Annotated in this window: 10 protein-coding genes; 9 read left to right on the top strand and 1 reads right to left on the bottom strand. The window is 38.4% G+C overall.

The window, feature by feature from the left end; genetic code table 11:
* Positions 1–196 precede the first annotated feature (196 nt).
* The 9 genes from BMY50_RS16995 (at position 197) to BMY50_RS16955 (ending at position 11,646) form a co-directional block, all read left to right on the top strand.
* The gene (locus BMY50_RS16995; protein WP_093326605.1) at positions 197–754 is read left to right on the top strand and encodes an RNA polymerase sigma-70 factor; all 558 of its coding nucleotides are present in this window, start codon (positions 197–199) and stop codon (positions 752–754) included.
* Between the two features lie 70 nt (positions 755–824).
* Positions 825–1,808: a FecR family protein gene (locus BMY50_RS16990; protein ID WP_162276616.1), complete on the top strand. Its 984-nt coding sequence runs from the start codon at positions 825–827 to the stop codon at positions 1,806–1,808.
* A gap of 138 nt (positions 1,809–1,946) precedes the next feature.
* Positions 1,947–4,556, top strand: coding sequence for a TonB-dependent receptor (locus BMY50_RS16985; RefSeq protein WP_093326603.1), 2,610 nt, complete (start codon positions 1,947–1,949; stop codon positions 4,554–4,556).
* Positions 4,557–5,729, top strand: a complete 1,173-nt coding sequence (locus BMY50_RS16980) for a PepSY-associated TM helix domain-containing protein (RefSeq protein ID WP_093326602.1) — start codon at positions 4,557–4,559, stop codon at positions 5,727–5,729.
* Between the two features lie 221 nt (positions 5,730–5,950).
* On the top strand, positions 5,951–7,537 hold the full coding sequence (locus tag BMY50_RS16975) for a beta-N-acetylhexosaminidase (RefSeq protein ID WP_093326601.1): 1,587 nt from the start codon (positions 5,951–5,953) through the stop codon (positions 7,535–7,537).
* A 59-nt stretch (positions 7,538–7,596) separates the two neighbouring features.
* Complete coding sequence (locus BMY50_RS16970) at positions 7,597–9,387, top strand: tetratricopeptide repeat-containing sensor histidine kinase (RefSeq protein WP_139202280.1); 1,791 nt, start codon at positions 7,597–7,599, stop codon at positions 9,385–9,387.
* A gap of 13 nt (positions 9,388–9,400) precedes the next feature.
* Positions 9,401–10,165: a LytR/AlgR family response regulator transcription factor gene (locus BMY50_RS16965; RefSeq protein WP_093326599.1), complete on the top strand. Its 765-nt coding sequence runs from the start codon at positions 9,401–9,403 to the stop codon at positions 10,163–10,165.
* Between the two features lie 120 nt (positions 10,166–10,285).
* Positions 10,286–11,101, top strand: coding sequence for a hypothetical protein (locus tag BMY50_RS16960; protein ID WP_093326598.1), 816 nt, complete (start codon positions 10,286–10,288; stop codon positions 11,099–11,101).
* Positions 11,102–11,205: 104 nt separating this feature from the next.
* Positions 11,206–11,646: a hypothetical protein gene (locus tag BMY50_RS16955; protein ID WP_093326597.1), complete on the top strand. Its 441-nt coding sequence runs from the start codon at positions 11,206–11,208 to the stop codon at positions 11,644–11,646.
* A 46-nt stretch (positions 11,647–11,692) separates the two neighbouring features.
* On the opposite strand, the gene BMY50_RS16950 is transcribed toward BMY50_RS16955, so the two are convergent.
* Positions 11,693–13,288 carry a SusD/RagB family nutrient-binding outer membrane lipoprotein gene (locus tag BMY50_RS16950; protein ID WP_093327077.1) on the bottom strand — a complete coding sequence of 532 codons (1,596 nt, stop codon included), beginning with the start codon at positions 13,286–13,288 and terminating at the stop codon, positions 11,693–11,695.
* Position 13,289: the final 1 nt, after the last annotated feature.

The following is a 13,289-nucleotide window of genomic DNA, read 5'->3' as shown; positions in this document are numbered from 1 at the left end:
GGCTGTCTCAGTGAAGTAAAAAGTGAGACAGCCTTCTTTATTGAATAAATTGTGGATAAATCTAATATTTATCATTCACAAGACCGTCTCAGTTCAATTTAAAATAAAGGAGCTTACGAGATCTTTCTTTAGAAATTGATGAATATTTTTAAAGACATTATCTATATTTATTCTAAATAAATATATTTGCCATGAGATGGATGATCAAAGCACAAATAGGTTAGCGCAGGAGAATACCATTAAATGGGATGTGGCTAGTTTTGAAAAAATTTATCGACAGTATTGGCACGCACTTACCCTTTATTGTACCTCGTACCTTGACAATGAAGTACTCGCAGAAGAGATCGTACAGGAAGTTTTCTTGAATATATGGCGGCGAAAGGAAGAAATCCATTTAACATATGCTAAGCTAAAAAATTATCTCATCAGAGCTGTTAAATTCAAAATATTTGATTATTTCCGTGCACAAGCCATAAAGCAAAAGCATGAAGATTGTCTATGTCAACAAAACTGCAATCAGAATCCACAAGATACAGACCAGATCATCCTATACCGGGAGCTTAGCGGTACGTTGCGAATTCTCATTAACGAATTACCTTGCAAATGTCGTGAAGTGTATCTATTACATGAAGCAGGTATAGAAGTAATCGAAATTGCCGAGAAATTGCAAATTTCGATACATACCGTAAAATACCATCTTCAGTATGCACAAAAATTCCTTAGACAAGAGCTAAAATCGACAACCTATCTTTAAGCTTTATACCTTTCTTAATTTTTTTTCTCATTAGGCCTATCTAAAGTTTCCGCTTATACGACTTATGGGTATGGAAGATAACAGAAACAAGATAGATGCGCAAATGCTCAAACGCTATCATCAAGGTTTATGTACACCAGAAGAGTGCGAACAGATTGAATATTGGTTAAATGCTTCCACGATAGGGGACGAATTAGATTATTCGCATATTCCAAAAAATTCGGCTAAGGAGAATTTATCCTGGGCCGCCTTAAAACAACAACTGACAAAAGAAGATGAGCAAGCATCAGTTGCCATACTTCATCAAACGACAAATACAGACATCAAAAGAAAATGGACATTTGCGGCAGCCAGCATCCTATTGGCTGCTTGCTTCGCATCGTTTGCATATTATCTCATTAGCCAATCTGCAAATATAAAACCTGTAAATGTCTCAGTAGTAGCGAAAGCCGGACAAAGGATAAAAACAGCTCTTCCTGACGGTACAATCGTTATGCTCAATGCTGGCAGTACACTATCCTATCCTAAACCCTTTACAGGCAGCATGCGATCAGTGTTTTTAGAAGGTGAAGCTTGGTTTGATGTAAAGCAGGATATGCATCGCCCCTTTATATTAAAAACACCTAACACAATAACGGAGGTATTGGGAACTCAGTTCAATTTAAATACATTCAAGAACAATATAGATGAAATATATGTAGAAAGTGGCCAAATAAAATTTAGCCCTGCAAAGAACAAAACGATCGGTTTAATACTTAGTGCACGGGAAGGGGCACAGTCTACCCCTTTGGGAAAAATAGAACGTACAGCCACCTTAAGCGCTTCCGCATGGAAAGATGGTAAACTAATCTTTAAGGATGCTACACTACTTGAAGTTTGTGACAGATTATCACGTTGGTATGGGTTAAACATCAAGCTGGCAGATAAAAACTTACAAAATATACCTTACACGGCTGAATTTAACAACCCTAATATAAATGTAGTACTCCAAAACATCGCTTTCGTAACTAATACTTCTTATACCATTAAAGGGCAACAAATTTACATCAAATAACATTTTAAATAACGCACTTAATATGTCAGAATAACCCACTATGTTCTCAATACTAATATAAGAAAGCCAAGTGAACCGTCTCGCAAACTTATCACTTGGCATACATACTCATTTTTTAATCAGTACATCAACAAAAATATGAAATCAATCCTAGCTTCAACCTCAAAAGGGTATTTTTTAACTTTTATCTTTCTTTTTCTATACATTATCCGACCTGTTTCTTTATACAGTCAAAATGCAGTATTGGAACGTGCCATTAGCATTAACTACCAAGGTGAAATAGCAGGGCTTTTAGACGAGCTTGGAATGCAGACAGGTTATAGCTTTTCTTACAGTAGTAAATTGCTACGAACCGAACGTCACATACAAGTGCAATATCAACAAACAAAACTTGCCACGATCTTGAAAGAAATTTTTGGCAGTGATTTAGCCGCCGCTAAAGTAAGCGGTACACAAATTCTATTACAGTCTTTACAAGATAAAGCTAGTATAAGCGGCAGCGTGCAAACACGGGATGGTAAGCCTGCTCCCTCTGTATCTGTTCAGTTAGGGGATAATCGCTACACACAAACTGACGCTAATGGCTACTATCGTATAGAACAGGTAAGTACTGGCCGGTATTTGCTAAAAGTGAGTTTGGTAGGGATGAACGCACAAGAACGTAAGATTGAAGTGCAGCATTCCGATTCTTATTTAGTTGATTTTATTCTCCAGGAAGACGAACAGCAATTACGGGAAGTAGTTATCAATAGCGCTTACAATAAATTTTCTCAGAAAGAAACAGCATATGTTGCACGTATGCCACTCAAGAATTTAGAGAATCCGCAGGTGTACAATGTAATCCCAAAAGAGCTATTTGAAGAGCAACTTGTTACAGATTATAATGACATTTTGCGTAATATCACCGGTGGAAATGTTTCTACCTCTAACAACTCCAGCAACCAATCGATGCTTCGAGGTTTCCGTACGTTTAATGGGATGCGCAATGGAATGACCGCCTATACGCTAGTTGCTATAGATCCAGCGAATATTGAAAAGGTAGAGGCTATTAAAGGACCATCTGCAACACTTTTTGGTGCAAGTAATGGTAGCCTAGTTACTTTCGGTGGCTTGATGAATAGGGTGACGAAAAAACCAGTTGATTATTTTATGACCGACTTGAGCTTTTCAACAGGTTCATGGGGATTAAGTAGAATTGCAGCAGATTTCAACACACCACTCAATGAAGAAAAAAGCGCTTTATTCCGCCTTAATACGGCCTATCATACACAGAATAGTTTTCAAACGGCCGGATACGAACGAAATTTTTTGATTGCTCCGAGCTTTTCCTATGTTGTCAACGACCGCTTAACCTTATTGTTTGACGCAGAAATTTATCGAACTACTCGCTTCCTACCAACTAACTTTAGTTTTGGTGGTAGCAATTTTACCATTAACAACTTTAAAGATCTACCGCTCGGCTATGAAACGTCGTTAAGCAGTAATGATCTTTCAAGTAAAGTAGGTACTACCAATTATTATGCGCAGGCGAATTATAAAATTTCCGATCAGTGGACCTCTAGCACCAATTTTTCTTACACCATGACGGAGTATTTTGATGCGTATCGTTTGTATGCTAACTGGCTTTCTGATACGAGTATTGTACGGGCTGTGATGGCTCAAAAACCTCAAAGACAAATTGCTACCAGTATTCAGCAAAACTTCAACGGCGATTTCAACATCGGTCGTTTGCGAAACCGATTGGTTGTTGGCGTCAATTATTACTATTTTGTAGCTAATCTTCGTTATACGAATCCAACACCATACGATCAAATTAATGTAAACCAAGCGGGAGCTGTGGATTTCTCCCGAGCTAAGCTCGATGCTATTTTAGCAGGTACAAATTTCAATACTCAAAAAAGTGAAGAGAGTGCATTTGCAGTTTATGCATCGGATGTATTAAACATTACAGATAAGCTAGCGGCCATGGCCAGTTTACGTTTGGATCGATTCAATAACAAAGGAACCACCCTGAATGGAACGCTTCGCGGCGACTACGGACAAACATCATTGTCGCCTAAATTCGGGTTAGTTTACCAACTTATCAAGGATGGCATTGCTGTCTTCGGTAATTATATGAGTGGTTTCTCTAACCAAAGTGGTGCCGATATTAATGGCAATACCTTTAAACCTATGTTAGCCGCACAAACAGAGGGGGGAATAAAATTGAATCTTTTGAATGGTCGTATTAGTTCCACATTAAGTTACTATCATATTGCAGTGAATGATATTATTAGGCAAGATCCATCCAATCAGGCTTTTAATATTCAGGATGGGAAACAGGTAAGTAAGGGCTTTGAAGGTGAGCTGGTTATTAATCCGTTCAGGGGTTTTAACTTTATAGGGGGATATGGCTATAACCACAATCGCTACGTACGTTCAAACGCAAATATAGAAGGTAAAACACCTTTTGGGAGCCCGGCACATATTGCGAATTTATGGATGAGTTACCGCGTTCCCACAGGTTTCGCAGAGGGTTTTGGTGCTGGTTTCGGTGGTAACTATGCCAGTGAATCTTATTTTGATGATATGAACACCTTTACTATTCCAGCGGCCAAAGTTATCAATGCCTCCTTATTTTATGATCAGGCTAAATTCAGGTTAGGCTTCAAGTTAAATAACCTCTTCAATGAACACTACTGGAGCTACATTGGAATGCCACAAAATACACGGCAATTTATTGTCAATTTAACTTATAGAATCCGTTAAATGTTGCGAAAGATTGTTTATCAAATTCATCTCTGGTTAGGCTTCATAACAGGTATTGTCATATTCTTTGTAAGCTTAACAGGTTGTATTCTTGCTTTTGAAGATGAGATTAAAGCGCAAGTAGAAGACTTTCACCATATTTCAAAAAGCGCCAATCGGTTTCAATCGATCGCCGCCATTCGGCAAGCTGCGGCCAAAGCGATGCCTTTTGATGTCGAGAAAATGGGTTGTCGTATTGATTTAAGGGGAGGACACAAGAGCGCATTGGTGATGTTTTTTGGTTCAAAGGGATTATATTATTGCTACATCAATCCGTATAATGCAGAGGTGCTACGTGTGGCCGACATGTCGAAAGATTTTTTTCGAATTATACGAACCGGACATAGAGCCCTTTTCCTCGGTAATATAGGTAAAACATTGATCAGCTATTGCATGCTTCTTTTTGTACTCATTATACTAAGTGGGCTGATATTATGGTGGCCGAAGAAATGGAAGAAATCACAATTAAGGAGCAGTTTTAAAATAAAGTGGACGGCTGGGAGTAAACGGTTAAACTACGAGCTTCATAAAATACTTGGTTTTTACACGTTGATTCCAGCACTCCTTTTCGCTATTACTGGGTTAGTAATTGGCTTTCCATGGTTTGCACAAACTTACTTTCATGTCATATCTGGAGGAGGGGGCCTGATAACACAAGAAAAAATAGTTTCTGATACGCTATCTCATTTAGAAAATGAATATCGAGCTATCGGCTTTTTAGATACCATCAGTAGGGAACATGCTTCTAATAAAAATGAACACGTTGCTTATCTTTTGCCCAATTTGCCAGCAGACCCTATATGGATCATTTACAATCCTCTTATACCTACTTTCAATAATCTGGAAAAACGTTACCATCGGTACTTTCGATATTACGACCGGAATACGTTAAAAGAACTTCCCTCAAGTAATATTGAAAGCAAACCGATCGACCAGGCAAACATAGCTGAGAAATTATTCCGCATGAATTACGATCTGCATACCGGTAGGGTTTTGGATATTCCATCCAAAATTTTCGTCTTTGTTGCCAGCTTAATTTGCAGTAGTCTACCAATAACGGGCTTTTTAATGTGGAAGAATCGTCGATTCAAAGTTCGAAAAAAAAGGAACCTTCCGATTCACAAAACAATATAACCCGTTAATCTTCGTGATAGGCGTTTGTCAATTAATTACAACCTTTTTCTTGTTTACCTTATTTGATTGCAACATGTAGGCGAATTTTGAGCAACCGATTGCGTTACTAAATGCTTTGCTTTTATGAAATTAGCTCCTTATAATTGCTTGAGCAGCGGAAAAATTCCGGCTTTTTAGAAAACCTACAATTATGAACCGTCCATATTTAAAATTATTTACAGATGAATAAGAAAAGATCGCTATTACTAAGCATTATACTCTTGTCGTTTATCATGGAATCTTTTTCAAGGGATATTATTCCACAACCTTTGGAAATGACAGAAAAAGAAGGTGTATTTTCATTTGATAAACGCATTAACATCTATGCTAACGAGGCTAATATGCCAGAAGCAAACTATCTTACAAAACTCTTGCAGAACGAATTTCATATAACGGCTATTCCAGCTAAATCTGCTAAAACAAAAGGACTTGTTTTGCTGGTGGATAGTAGCCTAAAGGATCATCTAGGGGCGGAGGGTTATACGTTATCCATAGATGGCAATGGTGTGAGGATAGAGGGGGCAACCAGCGCTGGAGTTTTTTATGGGATACAATCATTGCGACAATTATTAGTAAAACAAGGTGAGCTTTGGCAGGTGAAATTTGTAGATATAAAAGATAATCCTCGATTTTCCTGGCGTAGCTACATGTTGGATGAGGGAAGGTATTTTAAAGGCAAGGAAACCGTTAAGAAGCTTTTAGATGAGATGGCGCTTTTAAAGATGAATGTTTTTCATTGGCATCTTACAGAAGATCAGGGATGGCGGTTGGCCATAGAGAAATATCCTGAGCTAACAACTATTGGCAGCAAGCGCGATTCCACGCAGATTGGAAATTGGGAAAGTAAGGTATATGACGGTAAACGGCATGAGGGTTATTATACAAAAGAAGATGTCAAAGAGATCGTCTCTTATGCCACTGAACGGCACATAAAAGTGGTGCCGGAAATTGAAATGCCCGGGCATTCCAGTGCTGCCATTGCCGCGTATCCATGGTTAGGTGTCACAAAGGAACCAATTAAAGTACCTACGAGCTTCGGTGTGAAGTATGATGTATTTGACGTGACGGATCCAAAGGTGATCACCTTTTTACAGGATGTTCTAAATGAAGTTATTCAGTTATTCCCTTCTGATGTGGTGCATATTGGCGGAGACGAGGTAAAATATAAGCAGTGGTTAGAGAACAAAAAGGTACAAGCCTATATGAAAAAACATAAACTGCCTTCTCCTGCAGATCTACAAATTGCCTTTACGAACGATATTTCCAATTACTTGGAGAAAAAACAAAAGCGGATGATGGGCTGGAATGATATTATGGGAGCAGAGCTTCATGCGTTTAATAAAGATGCAGCGCCTGTAACAGGGCGCCTTGCTCCTTCTACTATTGTTCATTTCTGGAAGGGAGAGCTGGATATGGTGAAAGATGCGGTTAGTAAAGGGTATGATGTAGTAAATTCTTATCATGTGTTTACCTATTTAGATTACGATTACAAATCGATTCCTCTAAAAAAAGCATATGATTTTGACCCGATTCCAGACGGGTTGGAGCCCAAATACCATAAAAAGATATTAGGTTTAGGCTGTCAGATGTGGGGAGAATGGACTCCAACAGTAGCATCCGTCTATAGAATGACATTTCCTCGAATAGCGGCTTACGCAGAAGTGGGTTGGACCGCTAAGGAAAATAAAAACTTTGATCGTTTTAACCAAGCTTTAAAAGCGTTTTATACCCGTTGGGGTGATGAGCATATTTTGTATACAAAGGAATAATGTTAGTCTCCGATGAACTTTTTTTAGTAAGTTGATAGTAGACAAAAATATATTTAGGTTTGGAGAAGCTAATAGTTCTTCTTCCGGATATGTTTACATTCATCACTAATTCAATACTTTTTAGGTATAATATAGTTGTACTTATTGTATTGTTGTTATTATCGAAGCCCTTAATTGCTCATAGTCAAGCGACTTCTATTGGGAAAATTAGTGATTTGCAACGATTTTCAGCGATTGACAGTTTGGTCCAACGTAATAAGTTAGAGGAGGCGGAGCATGTATTAACAGCATTAGTAAACAAGAGTAAAACAACAAAGGAAGATTGGTTGCTGGGAAAGGCTTATGCAGGATTGGGAAATATATTCCTTATAAAAGGGAAGTTTGATAATGCTTTAGAAAACTATTTGTTAAGCTTAAGATACTTAGAAAACAAGGGTTATCCAGTTGATGTTGCTAAAATTTATGCTAATCTGGCTACCTTATATTCAAAGCTAAAACAGTTCCCGATAGCGGAAGACTACCTGCTGAAAGCGCTGAAGCAAGATCTCGGTGAAAATAACAAGCTTAAATATCTAGCGAACCTAGCAGGTATTTATGTTGAAAGGGGTAAAAGAGCGGAGGCCTTAAATACATTTAAACAGGCTGTTTTGTTGGCTAAATCGCTGAAAAACAAGGCTGTTGAGGCGATTCTTTATACGAACTTGAGCAACTATTTTATTCAGGAGAAACAATGGGATGAAGCCATCGTCAATGCGCAGAAAAGTGTTCGCTTGAGAACATACTTGAAGCAAGCCCCATCCGTTATTACCCTAAATAATCTTGGCTATGCGCTCGTGCAAGAGGGAAATTATAAGGAAGGAGTTGGCTATTATGAACGTGCCTTACAAAATGCGAATTTGGCAGAAAAGAAGCAGCTTTACTATAATCTGTATCAAGCGTATAAATTACTAGGAAATAGCCAAAAAACTTGGAATTATATTGAATCCTATGATCGTGTAAAAGATTCTTTATCAACCCTAAATTATGAGCAAAAGGTGGCGGAGCTAGCCGCTACTTATCAAGCCGCTCAGAAGCAGCGAAAGATCGAACAACTTGCTGTCGAAAACAATCTTCAAAGAATACAGCTCAAGCAACAGACTTACTTGATGTTTGCAGGCATATTCATATTATTATTGATTTTGGGAATTGGTTATTTAAAGTGGAAACATTTTAAAGTAGAGGAAAAGCTTGAAAAGTCACAATTAAAATATCGCTTTCTCCTACTACAGCTAAACCCTCATTTTATTTTTAATGCACTTCAAAGTGTACAACATTTTATCTACCAAAATGATCGTCAGAACTCTATGGAATACCTTACTAGTTTTAGTAGATTAATTCGGTTGGTATTGGAGAATTCAGAAAAGGACATGATTTCCTTGGATGAAGAAATAGAAATTTTAGACCGCTATTTGCATTTACAACAATTAAATCGTAACCCAACATTTTCTTATAATATTAAAGTTGGCAAGGGTATAAACCAAGGTGATGTTTTGGTACCGACTATGCTCTTGCAGCCTTTAGTAGAAAATGCGGTTATACATGGGATAAAAGAACGTGTTGACGGAAAAATAGAGCTTATTTTTGAAGGAGCAGATCATTCGCTTGACATCTTTATAAAGGATAATGGGATAGGCATTTCGCCTGCAAAAAATGCGAATACGTTACATAAATCGATGGGCATGGATATTTTACATAAACGTATAGCGGAGTTAAACGGAATGGGCAAGTATCAAATCAACGTAGAAATAGGGGCCAACACAATGGATGAAGAATATGCAGGGACCTGTATACACCTAAATATCGCCTCTTAACAAACATTAATTTATGTCATCAGAACCAATTGTTTGCTTATTATTAGAAGATGATCACGCTTCTATTTTTATAATAGAAAATGTCATAAAGGAATTTTTTCCTGCTATTAGCTTAATTACCTGTAAAAGCATCGAAGAGGCGAGATCCGTTTTTTATGCAAAAAAACCATCTTTGCTATTGTTAGATATCAATCTACCTGACGGACTTTCCTTTGATTGGTTGAGGGAGTTATCTATAAATGAACGCACTTTTAGCGTCATTTTTACAACAGCATACTCGCAGTATGCAATAGAAGCTTTTAAGTTTAGTGCACTTGATTTTTTATTAAAGCCATTTACACAAAATGAACTCATTATTGCTGTTAACAAGGCTTTAAAAGAGGTCGATGATCGGAATTATCGTATGCAGTTAGAAACCCTTTTTTATAATTTGCATACGGAAAAAGTGATTGATAAAAAGATTGTACTGAAAATGGTAGATGAAATCCGGATAATAGATACGATGGATATATTAGCGGTGGAAGCAGACAATAGTTATTCAACATTTCATTTAAAGGGCGGAGAAAAGTTAACGGTTTCACAAGCCATTAAAGAATACGATCAACAGTTGCGTACAAATGGATTTATGAGAGTTCATCAGTCTTATTTAGTGCACCTTCGTTATATCAACAGTTTCAAGAAAAAAAACAATATATTAATACTTAAAGAAGGATTATCAATACCTGTCTCCCTGAAAAAGAAATCTCTTGTGTTAGCATACTTACAGCATTTGAAGTAAAAAGGTGCGAATTCAAGTTAGATCAATACAATTACAAGATAACCAACCACTGTTTAGTGTTTAATGATTTTCCATCTTTAGATTTGATCTATGTTTAATAGATTATCATTAACGTGGATCATGAAGAATAGACTTATAATAGGAATGTTTTTTACTTTTTTTGTGTTTACCGGTCAACTTAGCTACGGTCAGATTTGGAAAAAAGTTCAAAAGAAGTTGGAAGATAAAATAGATAAAAAGGTGGATGACGTTCTAGCCGGTGGGGAAGAACACAACACCATGAGTACAGGATCTGGTAATGCAAGTTTACCGAATGTTGAAAAAATTTATTCGTTTAGCGCTGGAGATGCCATCATCTTCGCGGATAATTTTAGTGCCGATCCGGTCGGTAGAATGGCGAAACATTGGGCCTCTAGCGGTGGAGGTAGTGTAGCGACAATTGATGGTATGCCAGGGCAATGGCTCGCGTTGGCTCCTTATACTTCTTATCGTATTGATAGCTTGTTGACACTACCGGAAATATTTACAATAGAGTTTGACTTAACAACGAGAAGTATGGAAGCAGCAGATATTGGCAGCATGAGCTTTGGCTTTGGTAGAGATAATTCCAGTCGATCTTACATCATGGATGCTTACAATGATAATGCCATTACAAATACGCAATTGCACTTCCATAACAAAGAAATCACGAATTCCAGTAGTGATACAAAAATTTATAATCCAATTAAATTTCCCCTGGGTGATTTTTCAAATGGAATACTCCATGTAGCCATTGCCGTTGAAGGAGAAAATATGCGTGTATATGTCAACAAATCCAAATTGTTAGATACACGCATGTTTAATAAAGGTGCAATAAAATATTTTTATTTAAGTGCTCCATTTGATTATAAATCAGATGCGGAAGTTTTTTTTGGCAATTTTGCTATTGCTCATTAGTGGATAGTTTTTGTAAAATATTCAAGATGAACATGTTTTAGCTTGCATTCTTCGGGTTGGATTAGTAAGTTTGAATTAGCGTTGAACCAATAAACCGAAGAATCATGCTAAGAGAAATTGATTTAATTAGGCTGTTAATGTCTTACCATCAAGAGTGGGAAAACAATCCGGAAGCTTTTTTGGAGTTAACTATTCTTATTTCTTCCATAGATTGTAGATGTATCGATTCTGGGGAAGTGAATTTAGAGCAGATTATGGGGCCTAAGTTAGATAATGTCGCAAAGGTTCTTATGTCTATTACCACAATTAATCTAGTGCCCTACAAAGATTTTATTGATTTAAAGAATCATGCACATCCCACAACTTTTTTGAGTGAAAGACTAGTCGAAGTGTTAGAGACCATTGAACAAAGTAACCCCAGTGCAGCGGTTGAGAATATCATAAACCAGCGGACAGAAAACACGGTTGAAAATTATTTTCAAGATAAGGTTTCCGAAAAATTGTTTGTAAAACTTTGGCCGTATATTACGCCGGTTGAGGATTAATGGAAAGACACCACCTGGCGTCTTTCCATTAATAGAATTCAGGTTATTAGTTTGCGTCCCACCACACACGTGATGTCAATAAATCGCCACCGCTCAAATTTGCAACGGCGGCCTGGTAATTGTTTGGATTGAGTGTCGTTTCTGTGGTTGGATAAATCATCCGTCGCGGGATACGGCCGCTAGTAACATTTCCTGGATAAACTACGGGTGTTAACGCGGGGAACCCAGATCTTTTCCAGTTCAACCAGCATTCAATAAAATTAAAGGTAGTTACATCCGTAAGCCAATACTGCTCATTGATCATTTGCATTGCCTTGGCATTATCCAATGGATGCGCACTTACGTAGCTGGCTATCGTACCGCTTGAAATTGCGGCACTGGCATCCAGCTGTGCCATTGCTTCTAATGCTCCGGTTAAACCATTCGCATAGTGGGTAGCAGCATCACCATTAACATTCCATCCCCTAACCGCCGCTTCTGCTAACAGGAATTCTGTTTCTGCGTAACTCAAAATGAAGTTTGCTCCATCATCTTTCATGTACACATTGACACGTGGTCTTGAATAAAGCCCCAGAGGAGCCGTGTTGCTACCCGATCCAGTTCCTCCCGGATAGCCGACAGAACGACGAATATCAGTCGTGCCCCCACCCAGATCAAAGCCATTAGGTAAACCCAATTGTACCGTCGAATCGGTATTTCCGGTAAGTGTTTGATTTTGATTGTTTGCAAGTCCTTCTAAAGGGATTTCACCAATTACGCTTAACCGCGGATCGGAGGTGCTTCGCAGGTAATTGATAAGTGTCTGGCTCCAGCGAACCTCTCGGAAGTCGTCGGCAGTTTTCAGCGCGTTGGTGGTTGCATTGTTGGTTTCACCACTGGCAGGATCAGTATAAACAATTGCATTATCCGCCGCATTCGCCAACGTGCCACCGGCAGCCGCACGTTCTGCCCATTCCTGAGCGGTCGCTGGATCGATTTTAGTGAGGCGCATCGCTACGCGAAGCATTAAGGAATAGCCGAACCTTCTCCATTGCGCTACATTACCGTCATAAAAGAGATCACCGGATAAGGGAGTCGCCTGGTCATTGAGTTGATTTATGGCCGAATCTAACTGCGTAAGCATATCCGTGTATATATTTTGCTGTCTGTCATATACCGGAGTAACGTTGCCCTCCTGTGCACTAAGTGCCTCACTATACGGAATGTCTCCATATGTATCAGTAAGCCGTTGGAAGATAAGCGTACGCAGAATTTTCGAACCGGCAATTATGTTGGTATATTCATCCCCTCCTCTTGATTCGCTGATTTTTATTGCTTGGTTTAGCCGACTAAGGGCGGTATAACCGCCAGTAAAAATCAATGCCTGATAACCCGCAGAACCATTTGTGTTCACATATTTATCGCCATTGCCATAATAGCCAAAGGTGCTAGCAAGTCCTTGCATTGCCGTGCTTTGGTACAGAAGCTGTGAATAGCCTGTATTGGAAAAGGTTAATTGCGCATCAGTAAAAAGGAAGTTCGGATCCATCTGTTCTTCCGTAGCTGCCTTTGGGTCGGTATTCGTTTCATCTAAGCTATCTTTCGAGCAAGCGGAAAGCCCTGTGACAGCGATTAAACTTATATATAAATATTTTAGTCTCATG

Origin of the sequence: Olivibacter domesticus, from assembly GCF_900109575.1 — a bacterium.
GTDB lineage: Bacteria > Bacteroidota > Bacteroidia > Sphingobacteriales > Sphingobacteriaceae > Olivibacter > Olivibacter domesticus.
This window is presented reverse-complemented; position numbering and strand designations above follow the sequence as displayed.